The organism is Trichocoleus sp. ST-U2 (assembly GCF_039961875.1).
GTDB lineage: Bacteria > Cyanobacteriota > Cyanobacteriia > Cyanobacteriales > FACHB-T130 > FACHB-T130.
In genome coordinates this window covers 1-16,325 of record NZ_JAMPJY010000077.1, presented here as the reverse complement: position 1 = coordinate 16,325, position 16,325 = coordinate 1, and the positions used below count along the sequence as shown (strand labels likewise).

Here is a 16,325-nt window from a genome sequence, read left to right as displayed (position 1 = left end):
GTATTTCATTAGCTTTACTTATGAATTACCAGGGGTGAGCGTAGAAGACAGGTGAGCGAGCGCATAATTTCAGACCTCATATTACCCCAGCGACGACTTTTGCAAGAGGTCTATTCAAAATTTCTGCTGGATCCTGATTCCTGATTCGTTATTTCTGATTTCTTGGTGTCATCCGCTGCAACCTTGGCATCTGAGACATTTGAATCTGAGCCATCTGAATCTGACATATTTGAGACATCAGACCCGTTAGTTTCATTGCTAGCAACTGTCGCCTCTCGTCGGTGAATGCGAATTTGGTGCAGGCGAGGACCCTCGGCGGAAACGATAGTCAGCTCAAGGTTGTCAAAGCGCAAGGTTTCACCTTGGGTAGGAATTCTCTGATAGTGGTAAAGCACGAAGCCGCCCAAGGTTTGGTATTTATCAATCAAGGGCAAGTTGAGATCGAGAAATTCGTTGACTTCTTCCAAATTCATCTGTGCTTGCACCAGAAAAGTTTGCTCATCCAAAATTTGCACAGCTAACTCTTCTTTATCCTCAGCTTTTGGCTCGTAGCCGATAATTTCAGCAATCAAATCCTCAATTGTTACTAACCCCGCGGTGCCGCCAAATTCATCCACAACGATCGCCATTGCCAGGTGACTTCGCTGCATCATCGGCAAAAGTTCGCTTAAAGGCTGTCCTTCCGGCACAAATCGAGCGGGTCGAATCCAAGGCTGAATTGGTGTATCTAAAGTTAGTTCGCCTTTGGCTAGAGGTTCAGCTAACTCTTTGAAGTAGATAATGCCGCGAATATCGTCAAGGGATTCTCCTGTGACGGGATAGCGGGAGTGACCCGTGGTAGTAATTTCATCTAGAAAGATTTGAAAAGTGGCTTCACAGGGAATAGAGGCAATGCTGGTGCGGGGAACCATGACTTCTTCCGCCAACACCTCACCAAACTCAAACACGTTGTTGAGCAACTCTCGTTCTTCAGCTTCCAGTCCCGTAGATTCGCGCTCTGTGGTGATAATCATTTGCAATTCTTCGGGGGTAACGCGCGTATACCAGCCTTGTCCGGTGTACTGAATGCCTACTAGCCGCAAGAGTAAGCGTGTCGATTGGTTAAGAATCCAGATGAACGGGTTGAAAAAGCGGGCGATCGCTCTGATCGGCAGTCCCAAAAACCTCGCCATCTGTTCTGAGTAAAGCAGTGCCACTGATTTCGGGGATAGTTCACCCAAAACAATTTGTAGATAGGCAATCAGGAAGAAAGCAACTGGCACCGAAAGGGAATGAGCGATCGCTGCTTTGACCTCCCAAGATAAGGGTAAGTGCGCGATTGAAGCAGACACGAGGATTGCCATTGTACTCTCACCAATCCAGCCGAGAGCCAAACTAGACAGAGTAATCCCCAGTTGAGTAGTAGAAAGCAGCCGATCGATGCTGCCTTGCAAGTTTTGAACCGTTTTTGCTTGAATATCGCCCGCTTCGACTAGTTGATTGATGCGCGATCTCCGCACCGAAACTATCGAAAACTCAGCGATGACAAAAAAACCATTAATCGCAATCAGTAGTAGCACCGATAATAATCGCAGCAAAACGTCTTGCGCGGTGAGCCTAGGAAAAGCATTCACCGTCAAGATCGCCAACACGGGGGTATCCATCCGTAACCAGGGTATTGGGTATTGGGTAATGGGCAACGAATTGTCGGTAATCGGTCGTCGGTAATAAGTAGTGGGTAGAATCCTCTACCCCCTGTACGGTCATCATACAGAGACAGCTCCTATTACCGACCACTTAACACCTAACGCCTACTTCACCACTGGAATTCCAGACATTTTCAGCTGGAGTTTTTGATCTGGATAATCTGTCAGAGTCAATGAAAGCTGCTTAGCGTCTTCCAGTAAAGCCGTGGGAATACTCACCGTCCCCGAAAAGCTTTGCCCATTCGGTGGCAATTCTCCTGGCAGCCCTTCAGTCACAGCACTTAAAGCTCGACCTTGGTCGTCCGTTACATTTAAGAAGCTATACAGAAACCGTACAGCATTCCCTCCTTCATTCTTCAGGCTCACATTCAGCAACAAAGAACCTCCTTGCTGACGCGCTGAGCCTATCTCCAGCTTCACGCCCTTGTCCTGACTGGTAATCGGGAAATTTTGCTGTTTACTGTCCTGCTCAGAGGTTTCCTCAGGAGTGTTAGGCTTGCTGTCGCTTGTGGTTTCCGCTTCCTTCTGTTCAGGCTTAATAACAGGTTTAGCCTTGCCGCTCATTTGTGCTTTGACACTTGCCAGGATATCAACCTCGCGCAAAATTGCTACTCCTTCTTTACCAGGAGTTGCCCGCTTAGTCCCAGCTAATTTATTGGTAGGGCGCACATCCGGCTGCGTTACTCCTTTAAGGGCTTCATGACCTACAGTAAACCCCCACATCGCACTTACAAAGCCAGCGCCTAACATCATAGCAAGCAAAATTAACGTAAGTGCGACAGTTGAATTTAGTTTCATTGGTTGCTCAAGCTACAAAAATTGCCGCGACACCGATCAACTGCTATACATAGCTTACGACTGACAGCAGTGGAACCTATGATAGCGAATTGGTTAATGTCACGCTGCTAATTCATCTCTATTTTAGAAAACAGCGCTTATAATTTATTATCAGGAATCATACTACGCATCCGCTTTCGAGTGGACTTAGCGTGCATAATTGTATAAAATAACAATCCAGCCAGCAATCTTGGCAACGAAATCAATCACGCGCCCTTGGCCGATTGGGGAGGCAGCGAACTCATAATTCGCCTTCAGACTGGTTCGATTCCGGTAGGGCGCATTCCTATAAATTCGGTATTCTTTGAGTAAATTTCCTAGAATTGCTCTATGGGGAAGTGCAATCCGCTCAGGATAAATGCAGTTTACTAGCGGCTCGCGCTCATCAAGAACCTAATTAATTTAAGTATCTCGGTAATTTAATTTGCTCAAAAATTTCAGCAAAACCTCTGAGAAACCAAAGGTTATCAAATGCTGGAAAGCAACTGAACAAAGTAAGTTGTAACCTCTATTTCAGTTCAAAAAATAGAGTCTATAAAAAACAAGCCCCTATTACTTTGTTTAAATCTTGAACTTTAAAAACAGTAGAAGGAAGAAAGACAAGCAAAGATTGTTTGTCTTTTCTTCTTTTCTGATTTAAGGCTGTGGGGGATTCTCAAACACGAACTCGCTGCCTGTTACGGGTCTACCAGTACCAGTAACGTTTACATTGATAGCTGGACTTTGCAGAATTGAACTGTTGAAAGGATTCGGGAGATCGGGAGTGCGAATAATAAAGTCACTGGAAGTTTGCTGCCAGAGTAGTTCCCGGTAAAGATTATCTACTGTCTTAGCGTCTCGCTCGATTTCGTTTTCTGGAAAGCTAGGGCCAATAATGAAATTCAGCTCCCGTCGGTAAGATTGGTTGCCGAAAAAGTCTCCAGAGGTTTCACTGATAGCTCGATTAAACAAGTCTGGAATCGAGTTAAAAGTTCCTGACTGGGAGTTAGAGAGTGTTGGCTGAGCGATCGCGCTAGAGGCAATGACAGTCGTAGCGGCACTGAGAACCAATACACTCATGAAATTAGTCAAGCGCATTCCCATCTCGTCCCTCAACTTTGGCTGAATACTATTCTTCAGTTTAAGTTTAGGATGATTGTTGGTCAAATTGTAATCGCTCTACTCTTTTTCTCTCCTAGTGATGACCCACGAAATCCAATCCCAGACTGATTTAACTGGCTCTTATGCTACTGCCGATCTCACAACGCTACGCCAGCAACTGCTAGATTTATTTTGCCATGTGGCTTATAAAGAGGGAGATTTTGTCCTGTCTTCGGGGCAGCGCAGTTCTTACTACATTAATGGCAAGCCAGTCACACTGCATCCCCAAGGAGCTTTGGCAACGGGTCGGATTCTATTATCGTTGTTGCCGATGGATACCCAGGCAGTGGCTGGATTGACACTGGGAGCCGATCCGATTGTGACGGCGGTGAGTGTAGTTTCTGCTTATGAAAATCGACCGTTACCAGCGTTAATTATTCGCAAAGAAGCAAAGGGACACGGAACACAAGCTTATATAGAAGGCCCCATTCTCTCGGCGGGTGCGAAAGTGGTCGTTTTGGAAGATGTTGTCACGACAGGGCAATCTGCCATGAAAGCCGTTGAGCGGCTGCGAGATGCCGGATACAGCGTTGATGAAGTGATTTCGCTAGTAGACAGGCAGCAGGGGGGAGCGGAGTTTTATCAGTCAGTTGGGCTAAAATTTCAGGCAGTATTCTCGATTCCAGAGATTCAGGAGCGATCGCGTCAACTCAGATAAGGTTTTTCAACGCAAAGGAAGCAAAGGTTTTCGCAAAGTAACGCAAAGTAATTATGCTCTGCGTTACTTTGCGTTTAAAAGAACTAGCTTTGGGTTACTGGTTCTTTCGCCAAAAACTTCTCTAGTTCTGTCAAAGCATCGGCATCCACTTTTGTCTGCATTGGGCAGAATTTGGGGCCGCACATCGAGCAGAATTCAGCAGTTTTGTAAATATCTGCTGGCAGAGTTTCGTCGTGATATTCTTTGGCGCGTTCGGGGTCGAGGGACAATTCAAACTGGCGGTTCCAGTCGAAGTTGTAACGAGCTTTAGAGAGTTCGTCATCTCTGTCCCTTGCCCCTGGACGATGCCGCGCGATATCGGCAGCATGAGCTGCAATCTTGTAGGCGATTAATCCATTCCGCACGTCTTCAGCATCCGGCAATCCCAAGTGTTCCTTGGGTGTCACATAACAAAGCATCGCCGTACCGTACCAACCAGCCATTGCTGCGCCAATCGCGGAGGTGATGTGGTCGTAACCGGGGGCAATGTCTGTGACCAAGGGTCCCAGCACGTAGAAGGGCGCTTCCGAACACTCTTCCATCTGCTTTTTGACATTAAACTCGATTTGATCCATTGGGACGTGTCCTGGCCCTTCCACCATCACCTGCACGTCATGTTCCCAGGCTTTGCGAGTCAATTGTCCTAAAGTTTTGAGTTCGGCTAATTGAGCGGCATCTGAGGCGTCATGCTGACAACCGGGACGTAGGGAATCTCCCAGACTGAAGGAAACATCGTATTTTTTGAAAATTTCGATGATGTCTTGGAAGTGGGTATAAAGCGGATTTTGCTTGTGATGATGCAACATCCAGCGTGCGAGAATGCCGCCGCCGCGAGAAACAATCCCGGTGATGCGATCGCGCACTAAAGGCAAATGCTCAATTAATATCCCGGCGTGGATGGTTTGATAATCTACCCCCTGCTGCGCGTGCTTCTCAATTATGTGGAGAAAGTCATCGGCGGTGAGGTTTTCAATCGTGCCGTGAACGCTTTCTAAGGCTTGATAAACTGGCACCGTGCCAATGGGAACGGGGGAGGCGTTGATAATTGCCGTGCGAATCTGATCCAGGTTGCCGCCGCCGGTGGACAAGTCCATGACGGTATCAGCGCCATACTTGACTGCCAGCTTCAGCTTATCGACTTCTTCATCCAGATTGGAAGAGTTGGGAGAAGCGCCGATATTGGCATTCACTTTACACTTCGAGGCGATACCAATCGCCATCGGTTCCAGGTTGGTGTGGTTGATATTGGCAGGGATAATCATTCGTCCCCGCGCCACTTCATCCCGAATCAGCTCAACTGGGAGATTTTCCCGCTGTGCTACATACTGCATTTCTTCAGTAATCACACCCTGACGGGCGTAGTGCATTTGAGAGACATTGCTCTGTCCACGCCGCTTAGCGATCCATTCAGTCCGCATATTGAATTCCTCAATTAACAGCTTCCCTCCGCCGGTATTAGCCGGACTCAGGTTCTAAGGGTGTAATCTCAGCCTGTAAATCCAGGCACCCCTAGCTTGATTGACAATATTACCATCAAGCTCCGGTTAGGGCTGGAAGGTTCCAAAAACTTGATATTTTGCATCACTCTGTGAGGTGGCTACAGAGCGATCGCGTTTCGGTGAGGTTTGGGGCGTGAGAGCGATCGCTCCACTCAGCCTCAACTTGCAGAATTTCAGTAGATTCGCTGAGAGTTTTAAAGTTAGACCGCTTACATAATAGCTACAGTTATCGAGAGAGTTTTAAATGGTTAACGCAGCATCTGATAGCTGGAATGAGAGAGATTTTTTGGAAAATGTAGAAACTCAGTTTGAAGAGAAAGTCCAAGATTTCTCTAAAACTTTGAATATAGCTGTCATCGGCAAAGTTAGTTCCGGCAAAAGCTCATTAATCAATGCACTGCTAAAGCTGAGTCGTAAAAAAGCTATAGCCAATGTGGGTGCTGAGGCTGGTGTAACCACCAAACTAAAAGTGTTGCGGCTAGATGAACGAGTTAGGTTGATAGATTCACCAGGACTAGATGACGTTCGTGCAGAGAATAGTGAGATTACACAAGAATTTTTAAAACATATTGATGTAGGCATACTCGTTGTAACTGGTGCTTCAGATGCTTCTCAGAAAAGATACTTAGATGACCTGCGATCGCACTGTGACTCTGTATTTGTAGTGCTGAATAAAATTGACGAGTGGGATCGGCTAGCTCCCTCAGCTTTAGAAAAGGTTATTAATCAGTGGAAAGAGGCGCTTCAGATCGAAAAAATTTATCCAGTGTGTGCATTTGGGTACGATCCGGGAACTCGTCCTGACATTCCACTAGATATTCGTGGTGTGTACGGGCTTCGGGAGGACATTGAAAATTTTTTAGGTTCAAAGGGCAAGGATCTACTACTTGCCCGCCACATGGGTGAGAAAAAACCTTATGTGATAAGTATCATAACGGCGGCTTTAGTTGCAGTGGCTGGTCAAGCTTTCATCCCAGGCTCTGCCGCCTATATCACAGCTACACAAGCTGCCGCAATTGTTTCCTTGTACTATCTGTACACTGGTGAAATTCTTTCGCAAAAATCAGCTCTTGCCATACTACCTGCATTTGCAGCAGAAGCAGCGGGAACGAGTCTTTTCCTGTTCGTCACATCATTTTTACCACCAACAGGGGTTGTTAATATTGCAGCAGCAGGCGTTGCTATGAGTATTACGCTTGCAATATTAGCTACTATCAATCACATACTTGCAAATGGCGCAAAACTTGAGCAAGAGGAACTTCTTAAGTCAAAATTCCGAACTTACCGCAAGCAAGCAGAAACGGTTGCCAAAGAATTAGCATTAACAGATGTAATAGCTTTACCTTCTTGGAAGACGATTATCGAGAAATTTTTCTAGAAATGGTTCCTTGATTTGAACAACAGCGATCGCCCTCACCTATCCATAAGTTATGTATTTTGGGAAATGCGATCGCGTCCCCTTCTTCACCAACTACACCTCATCAGGGTTAACCCCCAACTGGCGTAAGCGTTGCGCTAATCTTTCAGTACGTTTTGGTTTTTCGTTTAACAGGGATGATAATAAAAGCGATCGCTCATTGCCAAGCAGCATTTATAAAGGCAGATTATAAGGAAAACTAACTTTTAAAAACTAACAACTAAAAAGAGCGGGTCAAATATTTGACCCGCTCTTTTTGGTGGAGTAAATTGTAATTGAGAACATTTCTTAAGTCTTCGCGGATGGGTCGGGAAAGTACCGACGCCCAATTGCTCTGACATGACTTTCTTGCTCCTCGCCGAATCATCAAGCCTTATGCAGTTTCCAACCAGTCATAGATTTGATCTAACTGTTCCAACGTTACTAAACCGTATTGCCATAGAATCATTGGCAATGGGCCAGGATCTTGTTCCCGACGCCGCAAAGCGATCGCAATCGATGCCTTAGATATTGCTAAATCTTCTTGAAGAAAACGGAGAAATCGAGAAAAATTCGTAGGTGCCATGATGGCTTTTACCCCCTTTGTTGAATCTATTTTGTAATTTAAACCTTGGTTTGTTGAGTAACGGTAGTCAGTATTTTATCTGTCCACCTTTACTCGACTCCTTTTATACTATTTTGCCGCTACTCACTGTAACGCTAGTGTTTCAGATCACCAGCCTGGTGTGACAATTACGGCAGCCGGTATGGGTATTAACAGAAGAATGCTCATACTAGATTCAGGACTTTAGGCATCCCTTCCGGGCTGACCTAGAGAATAAGACTAAAAACTTAGGCTCACTCCCCTTTTTTCTGAAATCTTAGCCGACTGTTGCTAGTGAACTTTGCTTAATATTTTCTTTAGCAATTCACTGAAATCCCTCTGTATTAGGAGAGATTTGCTTGCCTAGAGCGTCTATGCCTCTCACCTCACACCAAATTCCAGGCAAAGCACTCTCATTCTTGGAAGAACCATGTCTCTGGAAGCGAGAATCTAGGTTTAAGCGTAACAATAATTGAAATTTGCAGTCTTAAACTCTCTCTTGGGAAAGAGTAGCTTATTTTTGCGACAAATAGGTTAAAAGAACGAGTAAATTTTTAAATCGTTTCGATAAGGACTATAAAAGACAGCCAGAAAGTCGGTCTGTCTTAGTATTGAGTTACTGAATGGTCACGCGATCGCCTGCCTTCAAACCGAGTTCCGCAGCGCGTCCTCCCCGGAGTTCAATCACCTGGTTAACGGGCGTATTGGGACCATAGGTGGGGCAAAGACTGGTTTTACAGGGAGGGACATCGGCAACGATCTCTTTCACCACTCCATCCAGCATAAAAACCATATCCAGCGGGATGAGGGTATTCTTCATCCAGAAATTGATCGGTTGCGGTGGATTGAAAAGAAAGAGCATCCCGCGATCGTCCGCCAAAGATGTTCTGTACATTAACCCCATTTGCTGTTGTTGGGGTGTCCGCGCTACTTCTAGCTGAATCACCTGACCTGCCATCGTTGCCTTGGCTGAAATTGGCAAAGTTTGACCCCTCTTATTCTGTGCGGGTGATGCTTCCGGTGATGAGTGCGCTTGTTGTGCAGGGGTCGTCGGTGCTGATGTCGGTGCTGATACTGGCGACGCCTGCTGCAATGGTTGCGCGGGTTCCCCACTCTGAGAGGAGGTTGATGGCACCGATGCCGAACATCCCATCAGCAAAACTGCTAGCATCATGACGACTAAACTTGCCTGCTTTTTCACATTGCGATCGCTTTTGGCAGATGTGCTGAAGCGCTGCTCTATCCAGTCCAAATTCATCCTTAATCCTTGATATTTACGCCCAAAACTCAAAACCTAAGCTTCCCGCAAAACGTATCCGACACCTCGCACTGTCTGAATCAGGCGCTTCTCACCCTCTTCTTCGATTTTGAGACGCAAATAACGGATATACACCTCAATCACATTCGACTCTCCCATAAAGTCGTATCCCCAAACATTTTCTAGAATCTGTTCGCGGGTTAAAACCTCACGGGGATGCGACATCATATATTTTAGAAGTTCAAATTCCTTCATTGTCAGGTCAATTACTCGCCCATTCCGCATCGCTCTGCGAGTAGACAAGTCTAAAACCAGTTCGCCAAACCGTAACTGTTCGCTAGCACCCGCTTCCGGCTGTAAGTAGAGGCGCACCAGTTGCAAAAAGGCATCGGTGCGATAGGGTTTGAGGAAGTAGTCATCGGCACCCGAATTTAGACAAGCAACTCGATCTTCTACGCTATCGCGAGCCATCAACAGCAGTACTGGCACGCGAGAACCTGCATTCCTCAGCTGGTTGCACAACTTCAATCCTGAATCCCCTGTTAGCACTCGATCTACGACGACTAAAGCTGGCTGAAGTTCGCAAGCTTGATGAAAACCACTGGTGGTGTCTGGTGCAACCACAGTCGTATATCCAGCCTCTCGCAAATCCATGCTGACGCGTTGGACAAGAATTTCGTCGGTTTCGACAAGTAAAACACAGGGAGTGCGGTCAAAAGTAACAGGAGACATAGGCTACATTGGGGCGCTTTTGCTGCGTTGTTATCTCAGTTTAACTACACTGGCAAGCGTTAGCTGCTTCCTTCAATGTAGGTAAGTATTCATGCTTAGTATAAAACACAGGATAGGGAGAGCGAGGGGCAAGTAGCGATCGCCTAAATAAGTTGCCAGACCTAAGATTTCCCTAATTCCCCGATAACTTGAGGAGAACCGGAAAAATCTTCCTTGAAAACAGGGATTTAGGGGGAAAACGATGGTCAGGGTACATAACGACAGGAAACCCCCTTCTAGATGCAAAGTTAGCATAATTTAATTTTCACAAAAACTCTTGTTTTTACTAATAAAAAAGCAGTTTAATCAGGAGCGCTCGCTTTCTTCATCAATTCTTTATAAAAGTCTACTCAGGCTTTCTTCAACCTGACTGGAAGACGCGATCTCTCCCCTTCCTCGGAGCCGGGATTTTGCAAATTTTGTCTAAGTCTTGCCTTAAATAAATGCAAAGCAGGTTTCAGACTGATGGCTTAGCTTTGCTCAATTAAACTACTAATCTCGGTTAAAATAGATTCTGACTTCTTGAGGAAATGACTGCTATGGAACAAAAGACGTCGTTACAGTCTTGCACTTTCATAGTTTTAGTTACTTCCGAAAACGAGAAAGTCTGCAAAATAGATTAAGCTGATCGTTCAAAGCCTAACGCAACTACCTATTCATAAAGACGCCGCCATCTATGACCAGCCCCTTCTTGACTCGCCTCCACAGTCCTGAACGTCCTGTCATCGTCTTCGATGGCGCAATGGGAACTAACCTCCAAACCCAAAACCTCACCGCCGCCGACTTCGGAGGGCCAGAATACGAAGGCTGTAACGAGTATCTGGTACACACCAAACCAGAAGCTGTTGAGAAGGTGCATCGGGACTTTTTGGCAGTCGGTGCCGATGTGATTGAGACAGATACCTTTGGCGGTGCCTCGATTGTGCTTGCAGAGTACGACCTGGCGGATCAAGCCTACTATTTAAATAAGAAGGCGGCGGAACTGGCGAAGCGCGTGGCGGCGGAATTTTCGACCCCAGAGAAACCCCGGTTTGTAGCGGGTTCGATAGGGCCAACGACCAAGCTGCCAACGCTGGGACATATTGACTTTGACACACTGCAAGCTTCCTTTGAAGAACAAGCTGAGGCGCTTTACGACGGCGGCGTCGATTTATTTCTTGTCGAGACTTGTCAGGATGTGCTGCAAATCAAGGCAGCACTGAATGCGGTTGAGGAAGTCTTTCAGCGCAAGGGAGAACGACGCCCGTTGATGGTGTCGGTGACGATGGAAGTCATGGGTACGATGCTAGTCGGTTCTGAGATTAGCGCCGTAGTGACGATTTTGGAACGTTACCCGATTGATATTCTCGGACTGAACTGTGCCACGGGGCCAGATCGGATGGCTGAGCATATCAAGTATCTTTGCCAGCACTCCCCGTTTGTGGTTTCCTGCGTTCCTAACGCTGGCTTACCCGAAAACATTGGCGGTCATGCTCACTATAAGCTGACGCCGATGGAATTGCGGATGGCGCTGATGCACTTTGTAGAAGATTGGGGCGTGCAGATAATTGGCGGCTGTTGCGGCACGCGCCCTGAGCATATTCAACAATTAGCAGAAATTGGCAAAACTCTGAAGCCAAAAGAGCGCCACTTTAGTTATGAGCCTGCGGCAGCGTCAATTTACAGCGCCCAGCCTTACGAGCAGGATAATTCATTCCTGATTGTGGGCGAGCGGTTGAATGCGAGTGGTTCTAAGAAGTGCCGCGACTTGCTGAATGGAGAAGATTGGGATGGGTTAGTATCTTTAGCAAAGTCGCAGGTGCGGGAAGGCGCGCACATCCTCGATGTCAACGTGGATTATGTCGGGCGCGATGGCGTTCGGGATATGCATGAATTGGTGTCACGGCTAGTAACAAATGTCACAATACCCTTGATGCTCGACTCCACAGAATGGGAAAAGATGGAGGCGGGTTTAAAGGTTTCCGGAGGCAAGTGCCTGCTGAATTCGACTAACTATGAAGATGGAGAGGAGCGCTTCTTCAAGGTGTTGGAGTTGGCGAAGAAGTACGGTGCAGGCGTTGTAATTGGGACGATTGATGAGGAGGGGATGGCACGGACGGCTGAGAAAAAGTTTGCGATCGCACAACGTGCCTATCGTGCTGCTGTCGAATATGGCATTCCCGCCCACGAAATATTTTTTGACACCCTTGCCCTGCCGATTTCTACGGGTATCGAAGAAGACCGAGCGAATGGAAGAGCGACCATTGAATCCATCCGCCGCATTCGAGAGGAACTTCCCGGTTGCCACGTTATCTTGGGGGTTTCTAACGTTTCCTTTGGTTTAAACCCAGCGGCGCGAGTCGTCCTCAATTCCATGTTTCTGCACGAAGCGATGGCGGTGGGGATGGATGCGGCAATTGTCAGCGCTAGCAAGATTCTGCCCCTAGCGAAAATTGAGCCAGAGCATCAAGAAGTCTGCCGCAAGTTAATCTACGATGAGCGGCAATTTGATGGGAACATCTGCACCTACGATCCGCTGGGAGAATTGACAACGCTATTTGAAGGGAAAACGACGAAACGCGATCGCTCTGGTGATGAAAATCTTCCTGTAGAAGAACGTCTAAAGCGTCACATTATCGACGGCGAACGCATCGGCTTAGAGGAACAACTTACCAAAGCTTTAGAAAAATATGCGCCTCTGCATATCATTAACACCTTCTTGCTAGATGGGATGAAAGTAGTCGGCGAGTTGTTTGGTTCCGGACAAATGCAGTTGCCTTTCGTATTGCAATCAGCGGAAACCATGAAAGCAGCAGTGGCATATCTAGAGCCATTCATGGAAAAGAAAGATGCTGGAAATAATGCCAAAGGAACTGTAGTAATTGCGACTGTTAAAGGAGATGTCCACGATATCGGTAAAAACTTGGTGGATATCATCCTGTCAAATAACGGTTACAAGGTAGTTAATATTGGCATCAAACAGCCTGTTGATAATATCGTTGATGCTTTTGAGCAGCACAAAGCTGATTGTATCGCGATGAGCGGCTTACTGGTGAAGTCAACCGCTTTTATGAAAGAAAACTTGGAAGTTTTCAATCAAAAAGGAATTACGGTTCCAGTCATTTTAGGGGGTGCAGCGCTAACTCCTAAATTTGTCTATGAAGATTGCCAAAACACTTACAAGGGTAAGGTGATTTACGGCAAAGATGCTTTTTCCGATCTGCATTTCATGGATAAATTAATGCCTGCGAAATCCGCTGGAAACTGGGATGATTTGCAGGGATTTTTGGATGAAGTTGAGGAAAATGGTCATGCGCCTATTGTAGAGGAGGCGTCTCGTGTGCCATTAGAAAATAGCGCTCAAGAAGCTCAACTCGTAGAAGTAGATACGCAGCGTTCTGAGGCTGTGGCAATTGAAATTGAGCGTCCAATTCCGCCTTTCTGGGGTACGAAATTATTACAGGCTGAAGATATTCCATTAGAAGAGGTATTTGAGTATCTGGATTTGCAGGCTTTGATTGCTGGACAGTGGCAATTCCGCAAGCCGCAGGAACAGTCTCGTGAGGAATACAATCAGTTTTTAGAGGAAAAAGTTTACCCGATTTTGAAGGAGTGGAAACAGCGGGTTGTAGAGGAGAATTTGCTGCATCCGCAAGTTGTTTACGGGTATTTTCCGTGTCAGGCGGAGGGAAATTCGCTACATTTGTACGATCCGGAATTTATGAATTGTAAAGATGCGAAAGAAGAGAGGGAGAAGAATGTTGTTGCGACGTTCAATTTCCCTCGTCAGAAGTCCATGCGTCGTCTGTGTATTTCTGATTTCTTTGCACCTATTGAGTCGGGACACGTTGATGTGTTTGCGATGCAGGCGGTGACGGTGGGGGATATTGCGACGGAATTCGCGCAGAAGTTGTTTGCAAATAATCAATACAGCGATTATCTGTACTTCCACGGCTTGGCGGTACAAACGGCGGAGGCTGTGGCAGAGTGGCTTCACGCCCGAATCCGCCGGGAGTTAGGCTTGGGTGCATCAGAACCGGATAAGATTCGGGATGTTCTGGCGCAGCGTTATCAAGGTTCTCGGTACAGTTTTGGATATCCGGCTTGTCCGAATATTCAGGATCAATATAAATTGCTGGAGTTACTAGGAAGCGATCGCATCAACCTTCACATGGATGAAAGCGAACAACTGTATCCCGAACAATCTACGACTGCGATTATCGCCTATCACCCCGCAGCTAAATACTTTAGCGCTTAAACAGTAAGGTGTAGGGTGGGCAACGCTCACCTTACATATCATTAATTATTCCAAAACAAATTAATTGGGCTGTCAAGATTATCTGCAATTACCCAGACTTGTTAAAACAGATAATCGAGGAGCGTTCTGCGCTAGATTGCGATCGCGCGGCGTCTGGGTATGAGAATCGCTTTAAAATAATATCCAGCGAACGGAAAATGACTCTAGGAATTTGTAGGTAAATATCAGTTATCTACAGAGGAGTTTCTGTATCGCTTTGAAAACGCTCGGATTCAACACAGCCTAGATATACAGTTTCATGAGCAAATTGGATAATCTCCGATGCTGAAACGGCTGTGCAAAAAGCCAGACAGTTTCAAAGGAGTCAAGTTTACGCAATGTACAGCTTTAGAGATTAGAACTCTTCTTTTTTAAGGAGAATCTAAATTGGTACAGTTTATACCATTTGAGATTTTAAATTTGAATTGTGAAAGTCCTGCATCTAGGCAGTTACAACAATTCAAATTTTGCATCGATAAGCCCTAATGGTATTACGTTTGCACTCCCCTAACCCTACTTTTTAGGAGGGCTAAGAAGAAGTTTCACATTGCGTAAGTTTGTTAATGGATTACTTTCAGCAATTTCTTGAGTATTTTACTTCTTTCAATAGAGACCTAGGCAGCCATAACATGAAAGAACCAATTCTTGACTCAATCTCATCTGTACCAGGCTGTTGTCCGCCAGTTCCAGAGTCAATAATGACGGCAAATCGCTACGAACTTAGCGACATCAAAATGCAGATTCATGGAGAGTTACCAGATGATTTGCAGGGTCACGTCTTTATCGTTGCGCCAGTAGGCTCTGTCAACTCCGGAGATGCTCCAGATGCTGACGGAACATCCCTTTTAGGTGGCGATGGGATGATTTATCGGCTTGACTTCGATCGCCAAGGTGAAGTGGGGTTGAAAACGCGGCTGGTTAAGCCGCCATGTTACTACGCCGATAAGGCAACCCGGCCTGGCAGCGAGTATGTCAAGTATCAATTTCGCAATCATGGCATTTCGCGATTTTCTCTTTCTCTTGGCTTCCGCAACGAGTTGAATACAGCTTTTCTGCCCATTAAATTTCGAGACGATGCCAACGAGCGTCTGCTAGTAACCTATGATGCTGGTCGTCCCTACGAAATTGATACCGAAACGCTGGAGGTTGTAACTCCGATCGGAGCTAATACAGAGTGGCAATCCGAAACTTCCTTAAAGTTTCCCTTTCCACCCGTTTTGAGTACCGCACATCCGGTTTTTGACCCTGATAAAAGCGAAATGTTTACGGTCAATTACGGTAAATCGATAGCAAATATTCTCCAAACCATTCCCTTAATTTACGATTTGGATGAACTTCCAGAACAAATCGAGGAACTCCTCAAAGAACTTGCCCGGTTTATCGAAGCGCAAGACTTTGTGCAAGATTTTCTCAAGACATTCTCTATCATCTCTCAAAATCTCTTGGAATTTTATATGAGGTTGCTTGAGAGAACTACCAACATAGAATTTAAAGATTTCGTCTATTTGATCCGTTGGGATGGTGTAAATAACTTAGAGCGCTGGAAGCTGGTATTACCAGATAGAACCCCCGTCAAGATTAAGCAAACTATCCATCAGATTGGGTTGACAGAAGATTATCTGGTGCTGATGGACACAGCCTTCACGACTGGGGTAGAGCAGTTGCTCAGTAACCCTATCCCCAAAAGTAAGGCGACCAAAAGACTCATCAGAGACTTACTTACACTTCGAGAGTTAGCTGATTCTGTCGTGTACATCGTGCGCCGCGCTGACTTGAAAGCGGGACAGCGCCCAGCGTGCAGTCAGCAAGAAGTTGAAGTTGTCGCACAACGGGTTGTGATTCCCCTGGAAGCGGCTCATTTTCTGTTGGATTATGCGAATCCAGATGGAAACATTACCCTCCACGCATCTCATATTTGTGCTTGGGATGTATCTGAATGGCTCCGCGAGTATGATGTCTCTGCCTACAATCCTAAGATTTCTGTCCCGTCTCGCCTGTGTGGGATGCAACACGATGAGATGGACATCAGCCGGATGGGACGCTATGTAATAAACTTAATCGGAAATAAGAGGTTGTAGAGAAAAGTGGGATCGTTTCTATTCCTTTCACCCTAAGCTGTCACCAGCTAGCGATAGCTGAGACGGAAGTTGTGCAATCCACAA

Annotated in this window: 12 protein-coding genes, 1 tRNA gene and 1 riboswitch; of the genes, 5 read left to right on the top strand and 8 right to left on the bottom strand. The window is 46.2% G+C overall.

Annotation, left to right across the window (positions count from 1 at the left end; translation table 11 throughout):
* Positions 1 to 110 precede the first annotated feature (110 nt).
* From NC996_RS27290 to NC996_RS27280, 3 genes are read right to left on the bottom strand one after another with little or no spacing between them, the layout of a single operon-like run.
* Positions 111 to 1,643, bottom strand: a complete 1,533-nt coding sequence (locus tag NC996_RS27290) for a hemolysin family protein (RefSeq protein WP_190682932.1) — start codon at positions 1,641 to 1,643, stop codon at positions 111 to 113.
* Positions 1,597 to 1,749, bottom strand: coding sequence for a hypothetical protein (locus NC996_RS27285; RefSeq protein WP_190430177.1), 153 nt, complete (start codon positions 1,747 to 1,749; stop codon positions 1,597 to 1,599). Before NC996_RS27285 ends, NC996_RS27290 begins: the two co-directional genes overlap by 47 nt.
* A 41-nt stretch (positions 1,750 to 1,790) precedes the next feature.
* Positions 1,791 to 2,483, bottom strand: a complete 693-nt coding sequence (locus tag NC996_RS27280; protein WP_190411926.1) for a hypothetical protein — start codon at positions 2,481 to 2,483, stop codon at positions 1,791 to 1,793.
* A 249-nt stretch (positions 2,484 to 2,732) separates the two neighbouring features.
* Between NC996_RS27280 and NC996_RS27275 the strand changes: the two genes are divergently transcribed.
* A tRNA-Met gene (locus NC996_RS27275) sits at positions 2,733 to 2,805 on the top strand.
* A 353-nt stretch (positions 2,806 to 3,158) separates the two neighbouring features.
* Here the strand turns inward: NC996_RS27275 and NC996_RS27270 are convergent.
* Positions 3,159 to 3,599, bottom strand: a complete 441-nt coding sequence (locus tag NC996_RS27270) for a hypothetical protein (RefSeq protein WP_190430176.1) — start codon at positions 3,597 to 3,599, stop codon at positions 3,159 to 3,161.
* A gap of 103 nt (positions 3,600 to 3,702) precedes the next feature.
* Between NC996_RS27270 and pyrE the strand changes: the two genes are divergently transcribed.
* Positions 3,703 to 4,320, top strand: coding sequence for an orotate phosphoribosyltransferase (gene pyrE, locus NC996_RS27265; RefSeq protein ID WP_190682929.1), 618 nt, complete (start codon positions 3,703 to 3,705; stop codon positions 4,318 to 4,320).
* Between the two features lie 83 nt (positions 4,321 to 4,403).
* On the opposite strand, the gene thiC is transcribed toward pyrE, so the two are convergent.
* The gene (gene thiC, locus NC996_RS27260; RefSeq protein WP_190682926.1) at positions 4,404 to 5,777 is read right to left on the bottom strand and encodes a phosphomethylpyrimidine synthase; all 1,374 of its coding nucleotides are present in this window, start codon (positions 5,775 to 5,777) and stop codon (positions 4,404 to 4,406) included.
* 6 nt (positions 5,778 to 5,783) lie between these two features.
* Positions 5,784 to 5,880, bottom strand: a riboswitch (TPP riboswitch).
* Positions 5,881 to 6,102: 222 nt separating this feature from the next.
* Here thiC and NC996_RS27255 point away from each other — a divergent pair.
* Positions 6,103 to 7,236: a GTPase gene (locus tag NC996_RS27255; protein ID WP_190682923.1), complete on the top strand. Its 1,134-nt coding sequence runs from the start codon at positions 6,103 to 6,105 to the stop codon at positions 7,234 to 7,236.
* 412 nt (positions 7,237 to 7,648) lie between these two features.
* Here NC996_RS27255 and NC996_RS27250 read toward each other — a convergent pair whose 3' ends face one another.
* From NC996_RS27250 to nblR, 3 genes are all read right to left on the bottom strand, one after another.
* Positions 7,649 to 7,840 carry a DUF2949 domain-containing protein gene (locus NC996_RS27250; protein ID WP_190411931.1) on the bottom strand — a complete coding sequence of 64 codons (192 nt, stop codon included), beginning with the start codon at positions 7,838 to 7,840 and terminating at the stop codon, positions 7,649 to 7,651.
* A gap of 634 nt (positions 7,841 to 8,474) precedes the next feature.
* Entirely contained in the window at positions 8,475 to 9,011 is a 537-nt protein-coding gene (locus NC996_RS27245) for a DUF192 domain-containing protein (protein ID WP_190531620.1), read from the bottom strand.
* A 141-nt stretch (positions 9,012 to 9,152) separates the two neighbouring features.
* Positions 9,153 to 9,848: a response regulator transcription factor NblR gene (gene nblR / locus NC996_RS27240; RefSeq protein WP_190682920.1), complete on the bottom strand. Its 696-nt coding sequence runs from the start codon at positions 9,846 to 9,848 to the stop codon at positions 9,153 to 9,155.
* Positions 9,849 to 10,563: 715 nt separating this feature from the next.
* Between nblR and metH the strand changes: the two genes are divergently transcribed.
* Complete coding sequence (gene metH / locus NC996_RS27235; protein WP_190682917.1) at positions 10,564 to 14,124, top strand: methionine synthase; 3,561 nt, start codon at positions 10,564 to 10,566, stop codon at positions 14,122 to 14,124.
* Positions 14,125 to 14,792: 668 nt separating this feature from the next.
* Positions 14,793 to 16,241, top strand: coding sequence for a carotenoid oxygenase family protein (locus NC996_RS27230; protein WP_190682914.1), 1,449 nt, complete (start codon positions 14,793 to 14,795; stop codon positions 16,239 to 16,241).
* Positions 16,242 to 16,325 lie beyond the last annotated feature (84 nt).